This window comes from Streptomyces lincolnensis, assembly GCF_021173675.1.
Taxonomy (GTDB): Bacteria; Actinomycetota; Actinomycetes; order Streptomycetales; family Streptomycetaceae; genus Streptomyces; species Streptomyces lincolnensis_B.
Genome location: NZ_JAIHON010000002.1, coordinates 662,263 through 685,973, shown reverse-complemented (window position 1 = coordinate 685,973; position 23,711 = coordinate 662,263). Strand labels below are relative to the sequence as shown.

Below are 23,711 nucleotides of genomic sequence, written 5' to 3'. Positions count from 1 at the left end.
CAGGTCAGTTCATGGTCGAGCCGATGGTGGTGCTGCCCGTGGTGAGGAACGTGGTGGCGGGGAGCGTGCCGCTGGAGCTGCGGGCGTTGTACGTGCTGCTCGCGTCCGTCGATCGGAAGGCGGGTGTCGGGATGCCGGAGTCCCAGTTGTTGCCGGACGAGGTGACCGAGGAGCTCTTGCTGACCGAGCCGCCGCCGTTGCTCACCGCGAGGTTCTTGCCGAGTTTGGCGGTGCCGGTGGCGAAGTAGTAGCCCCATTTGGCGTTGGCGTAGGCGGTGGTGCGGTTGATGACGATGGCGCCCTTGTTGCTGTTCTCGGTGAAGCCGTTGCCGGCGTTGTCCCAGGCGGCCGAGTTGTTGACGACGTGCGCGACGACCTCGCCGTCGCCGCCGAGCTTGTAGCCGTTGCCGTCGCCCGCGAACGCGGAGTCGGACCAGCGGTTCTTGCCGTTGCCCATGGCCCAGGTGTGCTCGACGGTGACGGGCGAGGAGAAGGACCAGAAGTCCAGGCCGTCGTCGGAGTTGTTGTAGAGGCGGGCCCCGGTGATGAGGTTGCCGGAGCCGGAGCCGAACTTCACGGCGATGCCGTCGGCGTTCTCTCCGTGGGTGGCGGCGTCGTAGTGGCCGTAACTGTCGATGTTCCTCACCGTGTTGTTGACCGTGCCGTCACCGGTGAGCGTGAAGCCGGAGTCGCCGCCGTTGATGGTCTTGATGTTGTTCCAGTTGGTGCCGGTGCAGGACTGGCAGACCACCGCACTGTCCGGGGAGTTCTGGAAGGTCATGTTGGAGACGTTCCAGTAGTCGGCCGTCAGCTTCAGGATCCAGGAGCCGGAGGGCAGGGACGAGCCGTCGATCTTCACCGTCTCCGAGCCGTACGCGGTGAGCGTGACCGGCGCCGAGGACGTGCCGTTGGCCGTCGACTGGAGTGTGGCCGTCGGGTAGTAGGTGCCGCCGCGGACCTGGATGACGGTGCCGGGGGTGGCGTTCTTGATGGCGTTGGACAGGTCGGTGGAGTTGCTGACGACCACGGTCGCGGCCTGCGCCTGGGTGGGGAGGACGGCGAGGCCGGAGCCGAGGGCCACGGCGGCCGTGAGGAGAGCGGTACGACGAGACATGGAGTGCGGGTCCTTTCGTCGTGCTGTGGGGAGATGAACGCGGGGACGGTCACAGGACGCTGTCGAGCCAGGCGAAGACCTCGTCCTGCATGCGGTCGACGAAGACATGGCCGAGGTCGGGCCAGATCTTGAGGCGCAACCGCTCCTCGGCGTGGCGCGAGCGCCAGACGGCGGTCAGCTTGTCGTGGGCCACCCGTACGCCGTCGGCAGGGAAGAGGGTGTCCAGGGCGCCGCTGAAGAAGAGCATCGGCCTGGGTGCGGCGATGCTCGCCACGTCGGGGAAGTCGAGGAACCGGGGGAGCCCGGGGTGGAGCATGTAGTAACTGGACTGCCCGCGCAGGGTGTTGTTGCCGGGCACCATCATTTCCTTCAGGCCGGTCATCCAGCAGACGGCGGCGGTGGCCGCGACGGTGTCGGTCAGCGCGGCCGTCTGCCAGGCGCGGTAGGCGCCCATGGAGAAACCGAGGGCGGCGACCCGGCGGGCGTCCACCCGGTCCAGGCCGGCCAGGAACCCGGCGGCGCGGGCGTCCTCGCGGGCCATGAGCCCGGCGAGCGAGGAGCCGAGGTTGTAGAAGTTGCCGGCCAGCGCCTGCTGTTGGTCGTAGGCGAGCGGGCCGCGGTCGCCCCAGCCGAGGGCGTCCAGGCAGAGGACGACGTATCCGCGCCTCGCCAGTTCGTCGCCGACGAAGCGGCCGCTGAAGTACTTGTCCGCCCAGGCCTGTGCGGAGGCGAGCCGGGTGTCGTCGTACCAGGGGCGGATCAGTTTCTCCTTCCCGATGTCGAACCGGGCTCCGTGGTCGTGCAGCAGCAGCACGGCGGGGAAGGGGCCGGGGCCGTGCGGGGTGAGCAGGGCCCCGCGGACGCGTTCGTGGCGGGTGAGGGAGAGGGTGACCAACTCCCTTGAGTAGCCGTCACCTTGGGGGCCGGAGGTGAACTCCGGCGTGTACCGCGTGCTGTGCTGGCGTGGGACGATGAGGTGTTCCTCGACCACCGTCCGGGCGGCCCGGCGCCAGGCCTTGAAGTCACGGACGGGTGAAGTGCCCCAGGCGAGCGGGAAGTTCAGCTCGTTCTTGAGCGCGGGATAGAAGTCGGGCAGATTCCCTCCCACCAGGTCGGCGGCCTCCGCGCTCCCGGTGCCCGCCCCGGCGAAGGCCGCCGCCGCGGCTCCCGCCACGAACGTCCGGCGGCCGAGCGACTCACTCATGCGGCCTCCCTTCCTTCGCACGACCCGCCCCGGCATGCCGCAGCACTTGACGCTCCACCGCCGAGGGGGACGTGAGCACCCGGTAGTCGTAGACCTCGGCCGGATCCCAGCCGACCTCGTCGCCGAGTCCGAGGGCGCCGGCCATGGCGTTCAGCCCGGCGGGGCGGCCGTTGAACCAGGACCCGGTGTCGTGGAAGTGCTCGCCGCCGTAGTCGGCGACCGCGAGGGCGGGGGTGCCGCTCCGGTACCGGAACACGTTGCGTTCGGAGAAGATCGCGGACTCCATGCCCACGCCGAGGGCGTAGAGCGGGGTGGTCCGGCCCCGGTACACGTTGTTGACGACGTGCACCTGGCCGAAGCGGACGCGTGGCGCGCGCTGCACGATGTCCGTGAACAGGTTCCGGATCAGGGTGACCTTGAGGTGGCCGCGGTCGCGGTCGCCGCGGCCGTCGCCCGACCCGATGAGGATCGCCTTGTCGTGGTCGGTGAACCGGCTGTCGGAGACGGTGACGAAGTCCGAGCCGTCCTCGATGTCCAGCAGTCCGTCGTGCCGCCCCACCCGCTCGCCGTGGAAGCCGAGGGGTGCCTCGCGGTCCGGGAAGCGGCCGTCGGTGAAGGTGCAGTGGTCGATCCAGATGTTCTTGCCGGTGATCACGGTCAGCGCGTCGAAGCGGGCGTTCCAGCTGCCGCGTGTGCTGTCGCCGGGCGACCAGGTGGTGAAGTGGTCGACCGGCGCTTCGAGGTGGAGGTTGCGGATGACGATGTTCGTGCCGGTGTTGACCGTCAGGAAGACCCCGAGCAGCCGGGCCCTGTCCCCCACACCGACGAGCGTGGTGTCGCTCGGCACGGTCAGCTGGATCTGCGCCTTCTCCTTGTTCGACCCGGTCTGCCGCAACTGGCGTTGCTGCCTGCAGTAGTCGTGGCGGGTGTCGGACCAGCCGGCGCCGTCCTCGCCGAAGCAGGACATGTACTTCGCGAGGTCGTAGCCGGGCGCGTAGTCCTGCTCGCCGAGGAGTGAACCGTCGTCCGCCTCATGGCCGTTGATGTCACCGACGACCCGGATCGTCTTCGGTCCCGTGACCGCCAGCGCCTCCTTGAGCTCGGCGCGGGTGTGCACTGTCCAGGTCGGGCCGCCTGCGCCTCCGGTCGTACCGGCGCCCCAACCGGTGGCGCCCCAACCGGTGGCGGCCGAGGCAGGCGTGGGCCAGCACAGGAAGGCGCCGGCGACCAGAGCGGCCACGGCCCTAAACACGGGGGCGCCAATCGCCCAGATACGTCCTCCTGGTGTGTACCCCGGCCTCGGCCGCCGTCAGCTGCGGCCGGTTCTCCGGGACCGTGATCACCGCGCCGGGCCCCGAATTGCCGTACTCCCGAAAGCGCATGGTCTGCCAGGGGTACGCCTCGCGCATGTTGGTGTACGGCGTCACCGCGTCGATCCCGGGCCCGATCCGGGTGTCGCGGACCACGAGGGACGGCCAGGCGGTCGTCTCGTACGACGGCACCCACGGCCTCGCCAGCTTGTACGCGGCGTCCTCCGCGCCGGAGGTGATGCGGCAGCGGACGGCCAGGATGCCGTGGGGATTCGCGCGGGCCGTGGAGGGGGCGAAGACCATGCCCTTGGGGGTGAAGTCGACGTCCCGTCGCAGCGTGTGGAAGTGGCACTCCTCGAAGACGGCGGTGGCCCGGCCGAAGACGAAGTCGACGTCGCCCTCGATGTAGCAGCGGTGGAAGTACTGCCGGTCGAAGGCGTCGAGCGCGCTTGTCTCGACGAAGACGGTGTCCTGGTGGGCCAGCAGACGGACGTTCTCGAAGTGGGTGCGGTCCCCGTAGGTGTAGGACGCCACCGCCTGGGTGCCGGTGATCTCGGGGTGGTCGGCGCGCAGCCAGTCGTTGGCGAGGGTGAGGTCGCGGACGGTGAGCCCGGGGGCCGCCGAGGTGAAGGTGGCGGAGCCCGCGGTGCCGTAGGTGCCCGAACCGTCGGGCCTGGGAGTGCCGTTGGCGTTGTCGTACACGATGACCGTGCGGCGGGGGTCGCGGGTCGCTCCGCGCAGAGTCAACTCCGCCTTCGAGACCGCGATGTTGACGACCTCCCGGTACGTTCCCGGGTGCACGACGATCGTCCAGCCCGGTCCGGACACCGCGTCGACGGCCGCCTGGACGGAGTCGCCGGGGCGGACATGCAGGACACGGCGGCCGGAGGCGGGAGCAGAGAGGGCGGGCGCGGGAACGGCGAGGGCGGGAGCGGTTCCCGCGCCGACGGCCGCCAGTCCCCCGGCGATGCCCGTGAGCAGGGTGCGTCTGCGCATGTCAGCACGCCTCCTTCCACGGCTCCCAGTTGCCGAGGTAGGCCGCGCGGGTCGCCGACGCTGCCTGTTCGGCGGTGAGTTGGGGGCGGTTCGCGGGGACGGTGATCGCGGCGCCCGGACCGCTGTTGCGGTACTCGGCGAACCGCTGGTTCTGCCAGGGGAAGGAGTCGGACATGGTGGCGTAGGGCGCGACCGCGTCGATGCCGGGGCCCAGCCTGGTGTCGCGGACGACGAGCGAGGGGCGGGCGGTGGTGTCGGAGCTGGGCACCCAGGGGCGGGCGAGCTTGTAATAGCCGTCGGGCGCCTCGCTGCTCACCCGGCTCCGGGTGACGAGGTATCCGCGTGGGTTGGCGCCCGCCGTGGAGGGGGCGAAGACGAAGCCGTACGGGGCCGAGGCCAGGTCGGTCCGGATCAGGGTCCGGAAGTGGCAGTTCTCGTACACGGCGGTGGCCCGGCCGAAGACGAAGTCGACGTCGCCCTCGACGTAGCAGTGCGAGAAGTACTGGCGGGCGAAGACGCCGAGGGCCATGGAGTCGGCGTACAGGGTGTCCTGGTGGCCGAGGAAGCGGCAGTGGTGGAAGGCCGAGCGGTCGCCCTGCACCTTGATGGCGACGGCCTGGGTGCCGCTGACGCCGGGGTGGTCGGCGCGCAGCCAGTCGTTGGCGAAGGTGAGGTGACGGGCGGTGAAGCCGTCGGCCTTCACGGTGGTGGTGGCGGAGCCGGTGGTGCCGTAGGTGCCGGAGCCGTCGGGCTTCGGGGTGCCGGCGGCGTTGTCGTAGACGATCACGACATCGCGCGCGTCCGTGCCTGCGCCGAGCCAGGTCATCTCCGTACGGCTCGCGTCGACGGCGACCGTCTCCCGGTACGTCCCCGGCGCGATGACGAGTGTCCAGCCGCTCCCGCCGGTCGCGGTCACGGCGGCCTGGACGGTGGTGAAGTCGCCCCGGCCGCCCTGGTCGACGTAGAGGGTGGTCGGGGTGAGGCGCGCGGCCGGGGAGCCGTAGCGGCCGAAGGGGCGGGGGCGGGCGGCGGCGGGCGTGGGGAGCGTGGCGAGGCCGAGGGCGGCGGTCGCGGTCAGGAACCCCCTTCTGGAGAAGGGGAGTCGGTGGTGGGGCGAGGGCATGCGGGTGCTCCTTCGCTGGCTCTTTCGGGGGTGCGGGCCGGGGCGGCGGTGCGCCCCGGCCCGGTCAGGAGAGGAACGTCAGCGCAGGCGGCCGGCGCCCGCGTTGTACCCGACGATTCCCGGGACCGCCTTGGGGTGGTCGACCTTGGTCCGCAGGGTCGGCTTCCATCCGGCGCCCGACTGGAGGGTCTCCGACGGGATCTCGGCGTTGTGGACGGCGATCAGGTCGGTCCGCTTGCCGTTGACGTAGTTGTTCTCGGCGGTCAGCGGGGACTCGTTCCACTTCTTCAGGGCCTTGCCGACGCTCGCGCCGGGCGGCAGCGAGATCGAGTTGTCGGTGGCGTACAGCTGCGAGGAGATGCCGACACCGAAGATGTAGTAGTCGTCCTGTTGTTCCTCGGTCACCACGTAGTGGTTGTTGTAGACGTCGACCTGCCCGAACCGCACGCGCGGGGAACGCTGGAGGATCCCGTCGAAGCGGTTGTGGTGCATGGTGACCTTGAGCTTGCCGGCGTCGATGGCGGCGAGGCCGTCGCCGTTGCCGATGAGCATGTTCTTGTCGTGGTTCTCGTAGCGGTTCCAGGACACCGTCACGTAGTTGGAGCCGCGCACGATGTCCGTCAGCCCGTCGTGCTGCTGGAAGACCTTGCCGAAGTAGACCGGCCGCTCGCTGTCGGGGTAGCGCCCGTCGGTGAACGTGTTGTGGTCCAGCCAGACGTGGTCGGTGCCGTAGACGACCACGGTGTCGTACTCGGAGTTCCAGTTGCCGGTGTTGTCGTCGTCGGTCGGGTCCCACTTGGGGAAGCAGTCGAGTGGGGCCTCGATGGTGAGGTTGCGCAGGATGACGTTCGAGACACCGAAGACCTGGAGGCTGCCGCCGAGGATGCCGGAGTTCTTCCCGACGCCGACGATCGTGGTGTTGCTGGGGATGAACGCCTTGATCTCGGCGTTCTGCTTGGCCGCGGAGGCCACCCGGGCGTCCTCCTGCGGGCCCATGGCGACCTTGTCGTTGCCGTAGACCGCCGGGTCGTAGTCCTTGAGGTACTGCTGGAGGTCGTAGCCGTCGGTGACGAAGGCCTCGCAGCCCTGGGCGACGGCGTCGATCATGCCCTTGACCTTGATGATCTTCGGCGCGTCGCCGCCGGCGGCCAGCGCGGCCTTGAACTCCGCCCAGGTGGTGACCGTGTAGACGTGCTCGGCGTCGGCGGCCGAACCGCCGGTCGTGCCCGCGCCCTCGGAGCCCCATCCGTCGTTCGCGCCGAGGACCTGGCGGCCGAGGTCACGGGAGGAACCCGCCTCGGCGTCGGTGGCGGCGCCGGTGAGACCGAGGACGAGCGCGGTGCAGCCGATCAGCACGGCGGACTTCTTCATGGCATGCCCATGCCATACCTGTGTGTTCATGGTGCGGCTCTCTTTTCTGCGGTCGGGATGGTTACGCGCGGTCGGGACGGTTACGCGGCGGCTTCCGGCCAGGTGATCCACGCCTCGGGGATCTCCTGGTCGAGCCGGCGGACGTCCTGCGGGGCCAGCACACGGGTGCGCAGCAGCTCGCGCGCCACCAGCCGGGCCACGGCGATCGCGCCCGGCGGGTTGAAGTGCGTGTTGTCCTGCTCGGTCGGCGTCCAGTTGAAGTACGTCTTCGTCCCCTCGACCCCGAGCTCCTGCCACAGCGCGATCGACAGGGCCTGGACGTCGAGCAGCGCGACGCGCTCCTTCTCGGCGAGCGCACGCATCGCCGCCGGATAGTCGCCGTGGCTCGTCACGGCGTTGCCGCCCGCGTCGAACCTGCGGCGCTCCACCGGCGTCGCCAGCACCGGCCGGGCGCCACGCGCACGGGCGCCCTCGACATACAGACGCAGGTAGTCCTGGTACGTCGTCCAGGGCTCGGTGTACCGAGCGGGATCCTCGGCCTTCTCGTCGTTGTGCGCGAACTGGATGACCAGGTAGTCACCCGGCCTGATCGCACCGAGGACGACATCGAGCCGCCCCTCGTCGACGAAGCTCTTCGAACTGCGCCCGTTCACCGCGTGGTTGGCGACGGCCAGCCCCTTGCGCAGGAAGAACGGAATCGCCATCCCCCACCCGGTCTCCGGGGCGGCGGCAGCGTATTTCTGGGCCGCCGTGGAATCACCGGCGATGTAGAGGGTCCGGGTACGACGGCCCCCGGAGGCCTGAGCGGTACCGCTCGCGGCAAGACCGAGCGGAACGGCCGCGAACGCCGCGGAAGTTACTTGTCTGCGGGAAAGTGACACGGGGGGTGCCTTTCTCAAAGGCGTACGAAAGAGATCTGTGCGGCGGTGCCTTTCAAGTGGGGGGTAACCCCCGCGCCCCCAAAGGGGCGCGGGGCCGTGCTCAATGTGCGGCTACCGCCGCGTGGGCGCGACCAGCCACGATTAACCCGCAGCCGGCCTCAGACATTCACGACCGAGCTCTTAGCCGTTCCGCTCGTTCCACTCCGCCTGAGCCGTGTTCAACTGATCGGCCAGCGTGTCCAGGAACTCCTTCGCCTTCATGTCCCCGAGCAACACCTTCTGGAAGTTCGGCTCGTTGTCGGCCTTGGAGATCGTGTTCCAGTCCGGCAGGTAGTACGGCAACTGAACGATCGTCGTGGACCCGTCACTGAGCGCGGCAGCAGCCAGCTTCGTCGGCTCCGCCTCCGACACCCACGCGTCCTTCGCCGCGTCGTTGTTGGACGGCACCTGCCCGGCCGACTTGTTGAACTTGGAGTTCTCCGCGGCGGTCGTGGCGAACTCGATGAACTTCCAGGCCGCTTCCTTGTTCTTGGAGCTCTTGAACAGCCCGAGCCCGTCCACGGGGTTGGACACCTGCACCCGCTTACCGGCGGAGCCGATCGGCTGCGGAATGCCCCGGAACTTGTCGACCCCGAGCGCCTTCACATGGTCCTGGTAGGAACCCAGGTTGTGGTTCAGCATGCCGATCGTGCCGGAATCCCACTGGGCGACCATCTTGGTGAAGTCGTTGTTCAGGTCGGCCGCCGGGGTGGCCTTCTTGTAGAGGGCCGCGTACTTCTCCAGCGCCGCGACGTTCTTGGGGTCGTTGACCGTCGTCTTGTCGCCGTTCCAGAACGAGGTGATCCCGCTCTGCCCGTACATCGCGTCCAGCGCCTGGGCGATGGAACCGGCGCCACCGCGGATGGTGTAGCCGAACTCGTTGTTCTTGGCGTTGGTGAGCTTGTCCGCGGCCTCGTAGAACTTGTCCCAGGTGGTGGGCGCGTCCAGGCCCGCCTTCTGGAACAGGTCGGTGCGGTAGTAGAGAACACCGTTGTTGGCGGAGGTCGGGACGGAGTAGAGCGTGCCGTCACCGCCGCCGGCGGCCTTCAGCGACTTGACCATGTCCTCGTTGAGCTTGCCGTTCAGCGAGGACTTGGTGAGCCGGTCGTCCAGCGGCTCCAGCGCGTTCTGGGCGGCGAAACCGGCGAGCATCGCGGCGCCGACGCCACCGACGTCCGGCAGACCGCCGCCCTGGAGGGCGGTGTCGACCTTGGACTGGTAGTCGGTGGAGGGGATGCCGACGTACTCGACCTTGATGTCCGGGTTCGCCTTCTCGAAGTCGGCGATGATCTCCTTCCAGATGTCGGTGCGCACACCGCCGTTGTTGTCCCAGAAGACGATCTCGCCCTTGCCGCTGCCCTCTTCGCCCTTGTCACCGCCGGTGCCGCTGCCGTCGTCACCGCAGGCGGTGGCGGTCAGGGCGAGGACGGAGCCCAGAGCGACGGCCACGGCGGCGCGCCTGCTTCTGCGGATGCTGATCTTCATTGGTCGGCTCTCTTCTTCTGGTCCAAACACTTCTTGGTCGAGCGCAGCCCGCGAGGGAGCTGTGGAGCTATGGAGCAGTGGGGCCATGGAGCTGTGGGGCTATGGAGTTGTGGGGGTCAGTGGCGGGCGGCGTACGGCGCCCAGCCGTCCGTGCCCGCGAGGTAGTCGGCGACGGTGTGGTCCCGGGCCTCGGCCTCGCTCATCTGCGGCCGGTCCGCGGTCACGGCCGCCCCCGGTCCGCGGTTGCCGTACTCGCTGAACCGCGCGTCCTTCCACGAGAAGCCGCTCATGTCGGTCCACGGCGAGGACTTGATCGCGGCGGGCAGCCAGGTGTCGCGGATCAGCACCTGGGCGACGGCGTTCGGCTCCCCGCCCGGGTGCCACGGCCGCCCCAGGTGGAAGGTGCCGGCCGGCGCGTCGCTCACGATCCTGGAGTCGGTGATCAGGAAGCCGTACGGGTTGCCGGTCCAGGTCGAAGCGGCCGTGATGTAGCCGTTGTTGCTGTCCGAGCCCCGGCTCAGCGCCCGGATCACGGAGCGCTCCACCACGGTGGTGGCCCGTCCGTAGACGAAGTCGACGTCGCCCTCGATGTAGGAGTCGCGGACGTAGACCCGGCTGATCACGTCCAGCTTGGGGCTGTCGGTCATCAGGGTGTCCTGGTTGCCCAGGAACGCCGTGTCCTCGAAGACGATCCGGTCGCCGGTCGTCTTCATGGCGAGGGCCTGCTCGCCGCTGAGCTCGACCGCGGCCTCGTCGAAGTCGTTGCTGAAGGTGAGGTTGCGGGCGGTGACGTCGTTCGCGGCGATCCGAACCGTCGCGCTGCCGGTCGAACCCCCGTACGCGGCGGGCGTGTCGAAGACGATGACGGTGTCGGACCGGTCCTGTCCAGTCCCCTGGAGCACGATGTTCGGCTTGCTCGCGGGGATGAACACCTTCTCCCGGTACGTCCCCGGAGCCACCGCGATCGTCACCGGCACGGTGTTCCCAGCGGGCACGGCGTCCACGGCGGCCTGCACGGTCGGAAGGTCACCGGGTACCCGCAGCGTGGTCCCGATCCTCTGCTGCGGCCCGGAGAACTTCTTCACCAGCGCCGGGACGGCGGCCGCCGGGTCCAGCCGGTAGGCGTAGAACTCCCGGGGGTCGAAGGCGGAACCCCACGTGTCGTGCCGTCCGGTCGTGCGCTTCAGGATCGACCCGCGCTGCACCAACTCGGCGGTGGTGTCTGCCTGGTAGGGGTGCTGGACGTCCTGGTAGTAGCTGTTCTCGATGACCATCTTCGTCCTGCCGCGCGACCAGTTGCCGTACGTCCAGACGGGGTCGCCGGGATCGGCCTGTGCGGTCAGGTAGTTGTTGTAGAGGTGGGCGTAGGCCGCGTTGTCCACGGACGGGTTGCGCTGCTTGGTGTTGGCGAACCAGTTGTGGTCGATCGTGATCTGCGTCCTGACGTTGGTGGTCCAACCCAGCCCGAACGTCTTGTTGTTGTTCTCGAAGCGGTTGTAGGAGACGGTGACGTACTCGCTGTCCTTGCGGACGTCGAGCTGCCCGTCGCAGATGTTCGAGAAGCGGTTGTGGTCGACCCAGACGTGGTGGACGGTGTCCATCTGGATGCCGTCGAAGTCGGTGTCCTTGCAGTCCCAGTTGCCCTCGACCGCCGAGTCGCGGATCGTCAGGTTGCGGATGATCACGTTGTGGGTGCCGGGTGCGAGGTGGAACTCGCCCTGCACCAGTTCACCGCTCGTGCCGACACCGACGATCGTCTTGTCCGAGGCGACGGTGATGCTCGCGCCGAAGGGCTGGGCGGTGATCGTGCCCTGGACGCGGATGACGTACGGCTCGGGCGCCGCCGCGTACGCGGCCAGCGAGGCCTGGTCGGTGACGGTCACGACCTTGCCGCCCGCCCCGCCGGTGGTACCGCCGGCCAGGGAGGCGAAACCGTGCGGCCGGTCGCTCCAGCGGTCGGCCGAACCGGAGGTGGCCGGCGCGGGGGTCGCGGCACCGGCCTCCCCGAGCGACCCGAGGCACAGGGCACCCACCAGGGCGAACACAGCGGCCACGACTCTGCCGTGGCCCGGTCTCGGCAAGCGCTTGCTACGGAAGTGCGTCATTGCGGCTCCCAACAGGCGGACGGGGTGGGTTACAGCGGGGTGATCCGGAACTGCGTGAAGCTCGCCGCGCCGGCGTGTCCCGGTCCGGCGGGTGCGAGGGCGAACAGTCCGAGCAGGGCGCCTACCCAGCGCCAGGGGGTCGCGGCGAAGACGGGACCGGACGGGACCGGGCCCTCGCCGATGTCGTAGAAGAACCGGCAGCGTGCCCCGGCGCCGATCTCGATCCGCAGCCGGGCCCGTCCTTCGGGGGCGAGCCGCGGATGATCGGCGTCCCGTTCCCGCTCGGCGACCCCCTCGGCGAAGCGGTGCACGAGATGGACCGCGCCGTCGGCGCCCCGCTGGAGCCCGATCCAGCCGAAGGCGTCACCGAGGACCACGAGGCCCGCGCGGGCGCCCGGTTCCTCGCCGTGCAGGGTCAGGTCGACCTCGACGGCGGACGGGGTGCCCGGCAGCCGCTGGGTGAGGACGTGGGGCAGTTTGCGCAGGTCGTGCGCGTCGGCCGAGCGGACGCAGGCGAGGCGCAGGCCGTCCCCGGAGTGCTGGGTGGCCCAGCCGTCCCGGGGGTTGGCCGTCCACTGCCACTGCCGTCCGAAGCGTCCGCCGGGGAAGTCGTCGTCGGTGGCCGGGGCGGCGGCCGTCTGCTCCGGCAGGTCCGGCTTCCGGTGTACGGCGACGGGGGCGCCGTCGGCTCCGAGCACCGGCCAGCCGTCCGTGCCCCAGCGCATCGGCTGGAGGTGGACGACCCTGCCGTAGGCGCCCTTCTGCTGGAAGTGCAGGAACCAGTCCTCGCCGGACGGGGTGCGCACCCAGCCGCCCTGGTGGGGGCCGTTGACGTCGGTGTCCTTCTGCTCCAGGACGATCTGCTCCTCGTACGGCCCGAAGAAGCCGCGCGAGCGGAAGGCGCCCTGCCAGCCGGTCTCCACTCCCCCGGCGGGCGCCAGGATCCAGAACCAGCCGTCGTGCCGGTAGAGCTTGGGGCCTTCGAGGGTGAACCAGCCGGGTATGCGGTCCCCGTCGACGATCACCTTGCCCTCGTCGAGAAGTGACGTCCCGTCAGGGTGCATCCGGTGCCCGGTGAGACGGTTCTTGACGCCCGAGCGGGACTTCGCCCAGGCGTGCACCAGGTACGCCTCGCCGGTCTCGTCGTCCCACAGGGGGCAGGGGTCGATGAGCCCCTTGCCCGCCTTGACGAGGTGCGGGCGGGTCCAAGGTCCCCTGATCCCGGGGGCGTTGATCTGGAAGATGCCTTGGTCGGGGTCGCCCCAGAAGATCCAGAAGCGCTCGTCGTGGTGGCGCAGGGAGGGTGCCCAGACACCGCAGTCGTGGCGCGGACCGGCGAACTCCGCGGCCGGTTCCAGCCGTTCGAGGGCGTGGCCGACCAGGGTCCAGTTGACCAGGTCGCGCGAGTGCAGCAGCGGCAGCCCGGGCACGCGGCTGAAGCTGGAGGCGGTGAGGTAGAAGTCGTCGCCGACACGGATCACGTCCGGGTCGGACCAGTCGGCGTTCAGGACCGGGTTCGTATACGTCATGGGGTCCGGGTACGTCACTGGCCGACCGCCTTCCGCACCAGGGCCGCCGCCTCGTGCCGGCCCAGGCGGCCGTCGGCGACCACGGTGACGATCCGCCGTACGACGGTCTCGCCGGGCGGGATCGGCAGCCGCGTGTCGAACGCCAACGACGAGCCCACGCCCGGGTATTCGGCGGTGCGCACGAACCAGGGGTCCCGGCGGGTCTGCTCGGTGGCGCCGGCGAAGACCAGCGTCCAGGCGGAGCCGGTCAGGGCCAGCCAGTCGGCGCGGGTGCCGTGCAGGGCCGTCTCGCCCTCGGTGTCCGCGCTGAACACCTCCGGCGCGTCCCGCTCCTTGCGGGCCCGCCAGAAGAAGCCGCCGTAGGCCGCGCCGGGGCGGCCGTTGGTGGCCGGGCTGCCGATCGACAGCGGGTCCGGGGTGACGTTGGTGAGGGAGAAGGTGAAGTCCAACGCCCAGGCGGTGTCGGTGAGTTCGGTGGCCGCGACCGTGCGGCGCTCGCGCAGCAGCTCGGCCGCGGCGGCGACCCAGCGCAGCTCCTCCACGAAGCCGTCCGGGTCGCGCAGCTGGAACGTGGTGTGGCGCTGGGCGCCGTGGTTGTCCAGCTCGGTCGGGCCCTGGTCGCGGACGTAGGTGCGTCCGCCCCAGAAGTTGAACCCCTCGACATCGGGAACGGCGACACCGACGCCGAGGTGGTGGAGGTGGTCGGCGGGGCTCAGTTCGGTGACCGCCGTGCCGGCCAGGGTGGTGACGGGGTGCAGGTAGGGGCGAGGGCTGAGCCGGGCGGGCAGCTCGGGCCGGGTGATGTAGCGGCCGACCGGGCGGCCCGCGATCCGCAGGACCGGTGAGTCGTTGGTCGTCATCAGGTGCTCACCTCTTTCGGTGGCGCGGCAGCGAGCGCCCAGGGGGCGCCCAGCTCGGAGTAGAGCGAGAGGGTGTCGGCGGCGGCCGCGACGAGGCCGTCGATGCCGGGCACGACCCGGCGGTTCTCCTCGGGGAGCAGATGCCAGGCCTGCTCCGGCAGCGCGGCCGGGTCGGGGGCCAGCCGGATCGCCTCGACGACCTTCATGAAGGCGCCGGTCCCGTCCGGGGTGACCAGCAGGTCGGCGCCGTCGGTGAGGTGGTCGACCAGGTTCTCCAGCAGGTCGGTGCGGCCGAACTCGTACTCCTCGGGGCCGTGGTCGGCGCGCTGGAGCAGAACGCGGTCCTGCTTGTACCAGAAGGTGATCCGGCCGCGGCTGCCGTGCACGAGGACGTACGGGTCGTCGGGGTGCTCGGCGCACAGGGTCGCGGCGACGGTCACCGGCAGGCCGCCCGCGGTGGTGACGCGGACGCAGGAGGTGTCGTCGGACTCGATGTCGTTGGCGCGCAGCAGCTCGGTCTCGATGCCGGTGACGTCCTCGGCGCGGGCGGCGCCGGCCAGGGCGAGGCCGGTGGCGACGGCGTGCGCGAGCGGGTTGGTCAGCGCTCCGTCGATCACGTCGACGCCGTTCATCCGGCGCCGGCCCGCCCAGGGGGCCCGGCGGTAGTAGTCCTCGGCGCGCGCCCAGGCACCGGCCCCGCCGACGCCGGCGATCTCGCCGATCGCGCCCTCGGCGATCATCTCGCGGATCGCGGGCACGGCGTGCGAGCCCAGCGACTGGAAGCCGATCTGGCAGGCGACGCCGGCCGCGGCGACCCCGTCGGCCATCCGCCGGTACTCGGCGTACGAGGGCGCCGGCGGCTTCTCCAGCAGGACGTGGACGCCCTTGGCGGCGGCCGTGAGCGCGAGGTCGGTGTGGGTGGGGATCGGGGTGCAGATCACCGCGATCCGGGCGCCGGTGGAGTCGAGCAGCGCGCCGAAGTCGGCGGACTGCTCGGGCGTGCCGAGACCCTCGGGGAGTTCGTCCCCGGTCAGCGGGGTCAGCTCGCAGATGCCGGCGAGGCGGACGATGCCCTTGTCCTGGAGCCTGCGGATGTTGTCCAGGTGCCAGCGGCCGTGTCCGCGCGCGCCCGCCAGGACGATGTCGATGGTCGTAGAGCTCACAGCAACCTCCCTGCGCCCGCGCCGCGTGCCACCTCTCGGTCGGCCGTGGCGGCGCTGTCGATCTTTGTGTGCAGGGTAGGCGTCCAGCCGACGTCCGCCGTGAGATCGCGCTCGCTGCCCGAGTTGTAGGCGTTGTGGATGGCGAGCAGGTCCACCGGATAGCCGTTGAAGAGGGTGCCGCTCTGGTGCAGGGCGGTGCCGTTCCAGCTCTTGACCAGGTCGGCGGCCTCGACATGGCCGGGGGTGTGGAAGGCGTTGTTCTCGGCGTGGATCGCGGACTCGGTGGAGACGCCGATCGAGTAACGGTAGTCGTGGGCGTCCTCGGGGACGACGTACCGGTTGTTGTAGAGGTGGACCTGCCCGAAGCGGACGCGGGGCGCGCGCTGGACGACGGACTCGAACTCGTTGTGGTGCAGGGTCACCCGGAGCCTGCCCCGGTCTCCGGTGGCGGTGTCGCCGTTGCCGATGAGCATCGCCTTGTCGTGGCCGGTGAACCGGCTCCAGGAGACGGTGACCAGGTCGGACCCGTTGGTGATGTCCAGCAGGCCGTCGTGGCGCAGGTAGTTGCGGCCGAGGTGGGTGGGCTCGGCGGCGTCGGGGTGGCCCTTGTCGCTGAAGGTCACGTGGTCGATCCACACGTGCGTCGCCCCGGCCAGCCACAGGGTGTCGTAGGCCGTCTTCCAGTCGCCGAGGCCGCCGGTGTTGGGCTGCCAGACGGGGAAGCAGTCGTAGGCGTCGCGCAGGTCGAGGTTGCGGACGATGACGTTGTCCGCGTTCTTGACCTGGAGGGCGGCGCCCTTGAGGACGGCACCCTTGAGTCCGACGAGGGTGGTGTTCGAGCCGACGAGCAGTTCGACCCGCTCGGCCTGCTTCTTCGCGGAAGCCTGGCGGGCCACCTCCTGCTCGCCGCTCGGCTTGGCGGACCCCCAGGTGCGGGGGTCGTAGGCGGCCAGGTACTTCTTGAGGCCGTAGCCGCCGGTGGTGTAGTCGGCGCAGTCCAAGTGGTCGCCGTCGTCGTCGGTGTTGGCGTCGATGGTCCCGGCGATCCTGATGATCTTCGGGGTGTCGCTGCCGCCGTCGAGGGCGCGGACCAGCCCGGCGCGGTCGCTCACGGTGAAGACGTGGTCCGCGTCGGCGGCCGCGCCTCCGGTGGTGCCCCCGCCCGCGGCGGCCCACCCGTCGTTCGCGGGCAGGGTGTCGCGGCCGATGTCACGGGCCTCGGCGTGGGCGGGGACGCTCAGGATCCCCAACAGAGCTCCCACAGCGCCGATGTGACGGAGCCTCATATCCTCACCGCCTCGGCGTCGCGGCGCAGGACCGACCGCTCGCGACGGCCCGCCGCCCGACGGACGGGCCTGCCGGGCCGACGGCCACCCGCCACGCGGGTGCCGGCACCGACGCCCGCGCTCGCACCCTTGAACATCCGGCCGTGCGGCGCGGCCGAGGTGTCACGGGAGCCGCCCCGGGCACCGGCGTGGGCCAGGCGATCCAGACCCTCGGACCCGGCCGCCCCCGTCCCCGCGCTCGTCCGACGGAGTCTCATCCCTTCACCGCCCCCGCGCTGAACCCGGTGATCAGCCACTTCTGGATGAAGGCGAACACGATCACCACGGGTACGGCGGCGATGATGCCGCCCGCGGCGAGCGCGCCGAGGTCGACGCTGTCCGCGCTCATCAGGGTGTTGAGGCCGACCGGGATGGTCTGCTTCTCCTGGTTGTTGAGGAACATCAGGGCGAACAGGAAGTGGTTCCAGGAGTGCACGAAGGCGAAGGAGCCGACGGCGATCAGGCCGGGCCGCAGCAGCGGCAGCACCACGATCCGGAAGGCCGTGAACCTGTTGCAGCCGTCGACCCAGGCCGCCTCCTCCAGGGAGTACGGCACGTTCTTGATGAAGTTGCTGATCAGGATGATCGACAGGGGGAGCTGGAAGACGGTCTCCGCGAGGATGACACTGCCCAGCGAGTTGATCATCTGGAGCTCGGCGAAGATCTCGAACAGCGGCACCAGCAGCAGCGCGCCCGGCACGAACTGAGAACACAGCAGGCCGAGCATGAAGGCCCGCTTGACCTTGAAGTTGAACCGGGCCAGGGCGTAGCCGCCGGCCAGGGCGACCAGGGTCGTCATCAGCAGGGTGGCGACGCCGACGAGCACGCTGTTCTCGAAGTAGGTGCCGAAGGACCGTTCCGTCCAGACCTTCTCGAAGTGCTGGAAGGTCATCGGCCAGGGCAGCAGCGAGGTCGAGCCGGGCGGGCGGACCGCGAAGAGCAGGATCCAGTAGAACGGGATCAGGGTGAAGACGAGATAGATCGACAGCGGCAGATAGATCTGCCAGCGCGGGACCTCGTCCCAGTTGCGCCCCGCCTTCAGCGGACGCGGGGGCTCGGTGGTCCTCCTGCGCGCGGGAGCGGGCGCCACCTTGGTGGCCTCCTTGGTGATCACTTGTCCTCACCTCCGAACTTGCTCAGCCGCAGATAGACCATCGAGCAGAAGAGCAGGATGACGAACGCCACCGTGGTCAGGGCGGACGCGTAACCGAAGTTGTGGGCGTCGACCGATGTGTTGGCGATGTAGAGCGGGAGCGTGGTCGTCTCCCCCGCCGGACCGCCGCCGGTGAGCGTGTAGAGCAGGTCGACGTTGTTGAACTCCCACACCGCGCGCAGCAGCGTGGACAGGACGATGGCGTCCTTCAGGTGCGGCAGCGTGATGTGCCAGAACTGCTTGATCCGGCTGGCCCCGTCGACCTCGGCGGCCTCGTAGAGGTCCTTCGAGACGGACTGGAGGTCGGCGAGGATGAGGATCGCGAAGAAGGGGACACCGCGCCACAGGTCGGCGACGATCGCAGCCGGGAAGACGGTCGAGGTGTCCGACAGCCAGCTGGTGCCGTAGCTGCCGATCCCCATGTCCGCGAGGTAACGGGTGATGCCGGTCTGGGAGTTGTAGAGCAGCACCCAGATCGCGGAGGTCAGCACGCCCGAGACGGCCCACGGGGAGAAGACCATGGCCCGTCCCAGCGCCCGGCCCGCGAAGGTCTGGTTGACGATGAGCGCCAGCGCCAGACCGAACAGCAGCTGGAGGCCGACCTCGACGAAGACCCACTTGGCGCTGAAGACCAGCGTGTCCCAGAAGATGGGGTCCTTGGTGAAGGCGTGGACGAAGTTGTCGAAACCCGCGTATCCGTTGCGCCACGGCTTGGTGGGGTTGTAGTTCTGCAGGCTGTAGTAGAAGACGCTGAGCACCGGGTAGGCGATGAAGCCCAGCATGAGCAGGGCGGCCGGCGCGATCAGCAGGTACGGGAGCCTGCGTGGCGTGGCGGAGGTACGGCGCCGCCGGGGTGGCGCGGGCGGTTTCGCCACGGCTGCGGCTTGGGCCATGACAGGGTCTCCGATCTCGGTGCGGGTGCCTTCGGCTTGCTCTCGTGGTGCAGGAAGCGCTTTCTCTGGTTGCGTGGGTCGGCCCCGGTTGCGGTTTCGCGGTACGGGGTGCCTCTTGCTGTTGTGCGGCGGCTGCGGGTTCTTTGTGGCTGGTCGCGCAGTTCCCCGCGCCCCTTAGGTGGGGATGGTCAACCGGCGTGAGGATCTGCGGTCTTGCCCTGCCTTGCCAGGAAATCGAAGTCGCAGCCTGTGTCGGCCTGGGTGATGTGGTCGTTGTAGAGGGCGCCGTAGCCGCGCTCGTAGCGGAGCGGGGGTGGGGTCCATTCGGTTCGGCGGCGTTCCAACTCATCGTCGTCCACGTTGAGTTGGAGGGAGCGGGCCTCGACGTCGAGGGTGATGGTGTCGCCGGTGCGGACCAGGGCGAGGGGGCCGCCGGCGTAGGACTCGGGGGCCACGTGCAGGACGCAGGTGCCGTAACTGGTGCCGCTCATACGGGCGTCGGAGATGCGGACCATGTCCCGCACGCCCTGCTTGAGCAGGTGGTCGGGGATCGGCAGCATGCCGTACTCGGGCATGCCGGGTCCGCCCTTGGGTCCGGAGTTGCGCAGCACCAGCACGCTGTCGGCGGTGATGTCCAGGGAAGGGTCGTTGATGGTCCGCTGCATGGTCTTGTAGTCGTCGAAGACGACCGCGCGTCCGGTGTGCTTGAGCAGGTGCGGCTCGGCGGAGATGTGCTTGATGACCGCGCCGTCGGGGCAGAGGTTGCCGCGCAGCACGGCGACCCCGCCCTCGCTCGCGACCGGGTTGTCGCGGGGCCGGACGACCTCGTCGTTGTGGACCTCGGCGCCCTCGATCTGCCGGCCGAGGGTGCCGTTGACCGTCGGCCGGTCCAGGTGGAGCAGGTCGGTGATCCGCGAGAGGAAGGCGGGCAGGCCGCCGGCGAAGTAGAAGTCCTCCATGAGGTACGTCTGTCCGCCGGGCCGGACGTTCGCCAGCACCGGCACGGTACGCGCGATGCGGTCGAAGTCGTCCAGGGTGAGCTTGACGCCGGCGCGGCCCGCCATGGCGATCAGGTGGATGACGGCGTTGGTGGAGCCGCCGAGGCCGAGGATGGCGGTGACGGCGTCCTCGAAGGCTTCCTGGGTGAGGATCTCGGACGGCTTGAGGCCGGTCCAGGCGAGTTCCACGGCGCGGCGCCCGGAGGCGGCGGCCATCCGCTCGTGCCCGGAGTCGACCGCCGGGATCGAGGAGGCGCCCGGCAGGGTCATGCCGAGGGTCTCCGCCGCCGCGGTCATCGTGGACGCGGTCCCCATGGTCATGCAGTGGCCGGGCGAGCGGGCCAACCCGCCCTGGAGTTCGCGCAGTTCGCAGTCCGTGAGGTTGCCGGCGCGGTGCTCGTCCCAGTACTTCCACATGTCGGTGCCGGAGCCGAGGGTCTCGCCGCGCCAGTGTCCCGGCAGCATCGGGCCCGCGGGCACGAAGAGCGACGGTGTGTCGGCCGAGGCCGCGCCCATGAGCAGCGCGGGCGTCGACTTGTCGCAGCCGCCGAGCAGCACGGCCGCGTCGATCGGATACGACCGCAGCAGCTCCTCCGTCTCCATGGCGAGGAGGTTGCGGTAGAGCATCGGGGTCGGCTTCTGGTAGGTCTCCGACAGCGTGGCGACCGGGAACTCCAGCGGGAAGCCGCCCGCCTGCCACACCCCGCGCTTGACGGCCTCGGCGCGCTCGCGCAGATGGACGTGGCAGGGGTTGATGTCGGACCAGGTGTTGAGGACGGCGATCACCGGGCGGCCCCGGTACTCCTCCGCCTCGTAACCCAGCTGGCGCATCCGGGCGTTGTGCGACCAGGTGCGCAACTGGCCCTCGGCGCCGTACCACTGGTGACTGCGCAGCTCCTCCGGGCTCAGGCGCTCTCTGTCGGTCATATCGACCACCCGGCGGCTATCGAGGCGACCTCGGCGCGTTCGGTCTCGGGCAACTCCCGGCTGGGCGGGCGTACATCGCGGCGGCACAGGCCGAGGGAGGCGAGGGCCTCCTTGACGACCGTGACGTTGTCGGCGGAGCCGTTGGCGGCGCGCAGTTCCTCGAAGCGGCGGATCTGCTCCCAGACCTTCATGGCGGCCGGGTAGTCGCCGGACCGAAGCGCCTCGATCATGTCCAGCGAGACGGACGGGGCGACGTTCACCAGCCCCGAGGTGAAGCCGGTGGCGCCCGCGGAGAAGTACGAGGGGGCGTAGGGCTCGGCGAGCCCGGCGACCCACACGAAGCGGTCGAGGCCGGCGTCCCGCGCGAAGGCGGCGAACTTGGCGGCGTCCGGGACGGCGTACTTCACGCCGATGACGTTCGGGCAGGAGTCGGCGAGTTCGGCGAGACGGGCGCCGAGCAGCTGCGCGTTGCGGACGTACGGGACGACGCCCAGCTCGGGCACGGCCTCGGCGATGGCCCGGTGGTAGTCGACCCAGCCGGCCTGGGAGACGTAGGGGTGGACGGGCTGGTGGACCATCACCATGGCGGCGCCCCGCTCGCGGGCGTGGCGGGCGGAGGCGATCGCGGTGGGCACGTCGTGGCCGACACCGACGAGGATCACCGCCCTGTCGCCCGCCTCCTCGATGGTCAGCTCGGTGACCAACTGCCGTTCCTGGGGCGTCAGGGCGTAGAACTCACCGGTGTTGCCGTTGGGCGTCAGGGTCCGGATGCCACCGTCGAGCAGACGACGCAGCAGGGCCCGGTGGGCGTCCTGGTCGACGGTGCCGTCCTCGGCGAACGGGGTCACCGGGATCGCCACCACGTCGGCCAGGGCCGCCCGTTGGGTCTCGAACGTCGTAGTCATGCCTGACCGTCCTCTCCCTGGGCCTCGGACTCCGCTTGCGGGAAGGCCCGTTCGACGAAGGATCCGATGTGGGCGTGGAGCGCGCGGGCCGCGCCGTCGGCGTCACCGTCGAGGGCGAGCCGCAGGATCTCCCGGTGCTCGCCGGCCTCCCGCTCCCACGAGGGCGAGGCCGCCCAGGCGACGGCGGAGACGAGGGCGGCCTGGTCGCGGACCTCGTCCAGCATCCGGCCGAGCAGCGGGTTGCCGCACGGCAGGTACAGGGCGCGGTGGAACTCGCGGTTGGCGAGGGAGCGTTCGGCGGTGTCGGTGGCGGCGTCGGCCCGGGTCAGCGCGTCGCGGGCGGCGGCCAGGGAGGCTCCCCTGTGCACCGCGCGCCTGAGCGCCTCCGGTTCGAGCAGCAGCCGCACGTCGTAGACCTCGCGCGCCATGTCCGCGTCCACCATGCGCACCGTGACGCCCTTGTACTGGCTCATCACGACGAGACCGGTGCCGGCCAGGGTCTTGAGCGCCTCCCGCACGGGGGTCTTGGACACCCCGAACTGTGCGGCGAGCTCGGTCTCCACCAGGGCCTGACCCGGCGTCAACCGCCCGGTGAGGATGCGGCGTTTGATCTCCTCCAGCACGTACTGCGTGCGGGAGGGGATCGGCGTGGGCACAGAGGTCATGCGCGCCTCTCGGATCTCGCGTATCGGATCTTGCGTATCTGATCTCGCGTATCGCGTCTCATATATGACGTACGAAGTACGACGCGTTGAAGGTAGGAGGGCCGCTGTGTTTCGTCAATGCTTCTGACAGAGGAAGTGAAGATTGCCGTCACACGGCGTGTGTGTCGCCCACCCGGGCGGTGGCGGTCGGTCCGCCGAAGACGGCGGCGGCCCGCGCGGTGGCCGTCCCGGGAGTGAGGGTGGGCCCGACATGGGTGACGAGCAGCCGCCGCGCGTCCGCCGCGCGGGCCGTGCGTCCGGCGTCCTCGGGCGTCAGGTGCACCTGTTCGCCTTCGCGATGCGCGTCGATGTCGGCCTCGCAGAGGAACAGGTCGGCGGCGTCGGCGAGTTCGGTGAGCGCGGCACAGGGCCCGCTGTCCCCGGAGTACGCGAGGACCCTCCCGTCGGCCTCGGCGCGCAGCCCGTACGCCTCGACGTCGTGCGTGACGGCGCGGGCGGTGAGCGTCAGGCCGCCGTACCGGACGGTGTGGCCGTCGTGCAGGGTCCGGAAGTCCAGCACACCCTTCAGGAACCCGGTGTCGGCCCGCCCGAAGAACCCGGCGAGCCGCTCCGCGCACCCGGCGGGGGCGTACACCGGAATGGGCGCGTCCGGAGTGAGCCCGCCGTACGCGAGGGCGTATACGGCCGACAGCAGGTCGGCGTTGTGGTCCGCGTGCAGATGCGAGATCCATACGGCCGTGAGGCGCGCCGGATCACTGTGCCGCTGCAACTCCGCGAAGGTCCCGGGCCCGGCGTCCACCCACACCTCGGCGCCCCCGCCGCGCAGCAGATATCCGGAGCAGGGGCGGTCCGGCCCGGGGTGCGGGGAGGCGGTACCGAGGACGGTGAGGGTGAGCGGGAAGGGGGCGGCGAGGGCAGGGGTGAGCGACATGCGGGGAGCGTATGCGCCTGTTCGCACCTCCCCGCACCCGTTTTCCGCGTCTTCTTCGTCGCCGGTTCTCCGTCGCCGGTTCTCCGTCGCCGGATTCGTTCGCTACGACGTCCGGGGCCACCCCGGGTCGCGCCCGCTCAGGCCGGCCGCGCGGTCGAGGAGCGGGGCGTCGTCCGGCACGGGGACGATCGGGCCGAAGATCTCGTCCCGGCTCGGGTCGCCGACGCAGGCCTGGAGGAAGGCGTACGACGCGCGCAGGGCGGCCGGGTCCGGCTCGTACTCCTGGCCGGTGGCGCGGGCCAGGTCCCAGCCGTGGACGACCAGTTCGTCGACCGCGACGGCGGCGGCGACCTCGCCGGGCAGGTCGACACCGCCGGCCCGGGTCATGCCGGTCCAGGCGGCCGGGTCGCGCCAGGCGCCGGCGAGTTCGTCGAGGACCTTGGGCAGTTCCTCGCGCCAGCCGGGACCGATGTCGGGGACGGAGGAACCGGGGTCGGTGTCGGTCGTGGCGCCGAGATCCTTGCGCCCGGCGTCCCGGAAGGCGACGGAGAGCCCGAGCAGGTGGCCCAGCAGATTCCGCACCGCGAGGTCCGGGCACGGGGTCGGGTCCGCCAACTGCTCGTCGGTGACCGCGGCCGCGAGGTGGGCGATGACCCGGGTCTGCGGTCCCAGGTCGAGCATCGTGTCGGTCATGCGAAGGCTCCTCAGAGGTCGGTTCCTGAGGTGCAGACCGC

The 23,711-nt window shown here is 70.3% G+C and carries 21 protein-coding genes; all 21 read right to left on the bottom strand.

Annotation, left to right across the window (positions count from 1 at the left end):
- Window positions 1-4: 4 nt before the first annotated feature.
- The 21 genes from K4B79_RS06620 to K4B79_RS06520 all read right to left on the bottom strand — a co-directional run bounded on the left by K4B79_RS06620 (window position 5) and on the right by K4B79_RS06520 (window position 23,670).
- Complete coding sequence (locus tag K4B79_RS06620) at window positions 5-1,114, bottom strand: right-handed parallel beta-helix repeat-containing protein (RefSeq protein ID WP_232025305.1); 1,110 nt, start codon at window positions 1,112-1,114, stop codon at window positions 5-7.
- 49 nt (window positions 1,115-1,163) lie between these two features.
- Window positions 1,164-2,318 carry a dienelactone hydrolase family protein gene (locus tag K4B79_RS06615; protein WP_232025304.1) on the bottom strand — a complete coding sequence of 385 codons (1,155 nt, stop codon included), beginning with the start codon at window positions 2,316-2,318 and terminating at the stop codon, window positions 1,164-1,166.
- Window positions 2,311-3,558 (bottom strand): pectate lyase family protein, encoded by a 1,248-nt coding sequence (locus K4B79_RS06610; RefSeq protein WP_232025303.1) that lies wholly within the window; start codon window positions 3,556-3,558, stop codon window positions 2,311-2,313. Before K4B79_RS06610 ends, K4B79_RS06615 begins: the two co-directional genes overlap by 8 nt.
- Before the next feature lie 4 nt (window positions 3,559-3,562).
- A complete protein-coding gene (locus K4B79_RS06605; RefSeq protein ID WP_232025302.1) occupies window positions 3,563-4,624 on the bottom strand; it encodes a pectinesterase family protein in 1,062 nt (353 codons plus the stop codon).
- Between the two features lies 1 nt (window position 4,625).
- Window positions 4,626-5,747 carry a pectinesterase family protein gene (locus K4B79_RS06600; protein ID WP_232025301.1) on the bottom strand — a complete coding sequence of 374 codons (1,122 nt, stop codon included), beginning with the start codon at window positions 5,745-5,747 and terminating at the stop codon, window positions 4,626-4,628.
- 78 nt (window positions 5,748-5,825) lie between these two features.
- Complete coding sequence (locus K4B79_RS06595) at window positions 5,826-7,148, bottom strand: pectate lyase family protein (RefSeq protein ID WP_232025300.1); 1,323 nt, start codon at window positions 7,146-7,148, stop codon at window positions 5,826-5,828.
- Window positions 7,149-7,198: 50 nt separating this feature from the next.
- Window positions 7,199-7,999 (bottom strand): rhamnogalacturonan acetylesterase, encoded by an 801-nt coding sequence (locus tag K4B79_RS06590; RefSeq protein ID WP_232025299.1) that lies wholly within the window; start codon window positions 7,997-7,999, stop codon window positions 7,199-7,201.
- A 180-nt stretch (window positions 8,000-8,179) separates the two neighbouring features.
- Window positions 8,180-9,523 (bottom strand): ABC transporter substrate-binding protein, encoded by a 1,344-nt coding sequence (locus K4B79_RS06585; protein ID WP_232025298.1) that lies wholly within the window; start codon window positions 9,521-9,523, stop codon window positions 8,180-8,182.
- Window positions 9,524-9,639: 116 nt separating this feature from the next.
- On the bottom strand, window positions 9,640-11,628 hold the full coding sequence (locus tag K4B79_RS06580) for a pectinesterase family protein (RefSeq protein WP_232025297.1): 1,989 nt from the start codon (window positions 11,626-11,628) through the stop codon (window positions 9,640-9,642).
- 29 nt (window positions 11,629-11,657) lie between these two features.
- A complete protein-coding gene (locus tag K4B79_RS06575; RefSeq protein ID WP_232025296.1) occupies window positions 11,658-13,157 on the bottom strand; it encodes a glycoside hydrolase family 43 protein in 1,500 nt (499 codons plus the stop codon).
- Window positions 13,158-13,171: 14 nt separating this feature from the next.
- Entirely contained in the window at window positions 13,172-14,017 is an 846-nt protein-coding gene (locus K4B79_RS06570; RefSeq protein WP_232025295.1) for a DUF6807 domain-containing protein, read from the bottom strand.
- Complete coding sequence (locus tag K4B79_RS06565; RefSeq protein WP_232025294.1) at window positions 14,017-15,180, bottom strand: Gfo/Idh/MocA family protein; 1,164 nt, start codon at window positions 15,178-15,180, stop codon at window positions 14,017-14,019. The genes K4B79_RS06570 and K4B79_RS06565 overlap by 1 nt, the downstream gene beginning before the upstream one ends.
- The gene (locus K4B79_RS06560; protein WP_232025293.1) at window positions 15,177-16,466 is read right to left on the bottom strand and encodes a pectate lyase family protein; all 1,290 of its coding nucleotides are present in this window, start codon (window positions 16,464-16,466) and stop codon (window positions 15,177-15,179) included. The genes K4B79_RS06565 and K4B79_RS06560 overlap by 4 nt, the downstream gene beginning before the upstream one ends.
- Window positions 16,463-16,723: a hypothetical protein gene (locus K4B79_RS06555; protein WP_232025292.1), complete on the bottom strand. Its 261-nt coding sequence runs from the start codon at window positions 16,721-16,723 to the stop codon at window positions 16,463-16,465. Before K4B79_RS06555 ends, K4B79_RS06560 begins: the two co-directional genes overlap by 4 nt.
- Window positions 16,720-17,619: a carbohydrate ABC transporter permease gene (locus K4B79_RS06550; protein ID WP_232025291.1), complete on the bottom strand. Its 900-nt coding sequence runs from the start codon at window positions 17,617-17,619 to the stop codon at window positions 16,720-16,722. The genes K4B79_RS06555 and K4B79_RS06550 overlap by 4 nt, the downstream gene beginning before the upstream one ends.
- Window positions 17,616-18,551 (bottom strand): carbohydrate ABC transporter permease, encoded by a 936-nt coding sequence (locus K4B79_RS06545; protein WP_232025290.1) that lies wholly within the window; start codon window positions 18,549-18,551, stop codon window positions 17,616-17,618. Before K4B79_RS06545 ends, K4B79_RS06550 begins: the two co-directional genes overlap by 4 nt.
- Window positions 18,552-18,739: 188 nt before the next feature.
- Complete coding sequence (araD, locus tag K4B79_RS06540; protein ID WP_232025289.1) at window positions 18,740-20,476, bottom strand: L-arabinonate dehydratase; 1,737 nt, start codon at window positions 20,474-20,476, stop codon at window positions 18,740-18,742.
- Window positions 20,473-21,381 (bottom strand): dihydrodipicolinate synthase family protein, encoded by a 909-nt coding sequence (locus K4B79_RS06535; protein ID WP_232025288.1) that lies wholly within the window; start codon window positions 21,379-21,381, stop codon window positions 20,473-20,475. Before K4B79_RS06535 ends, araD begins: the two co-directional genes overlap by 4 nt.
- Window positions 21,378-22,046, bottom strand: a complete 669-nt coding sequence (locus tag K4B79_RS06530) for a GntR family transcriptional regulator (protein ID WP_232025287.1) — start codon at window positions 22,044-22,046, stop codon at window positions 21,378-21,380. Before K4B79_RS06530 ends, K4B79_RS06535 begins: the two co-directional genes overlap by 4 nt.
- Before the next feature lie 148 nt (window positions 22,047-22,194).
- Window positions 22,195-22,977: an MBL fold metallo-hydrolase gene (locus K4B79_RS06525; protein WP_232025286.1), complete on the bottom strand. Its 783-nt coding sequence runs from the start codon at window positions 22,975-22,977 to the stop codon at window positions 22,195-22,197.
- 102 nt (window positions 22,978-23,079) lie between these two features.
- On the bottom strand, window positions 23,080-23,670 hold the full coding sequence (locus tag K4B79_RS06520) for a TIGR03086 family metal-binding protein (protein WP_232025285.1): 591 nt from the start codon (window positions 23,668-23,670) through the stop codon (window positions 23,080-23,082).
- Between the last annotated feature and the right edge of the window lie 41 nt (window positions 23,671-23,711).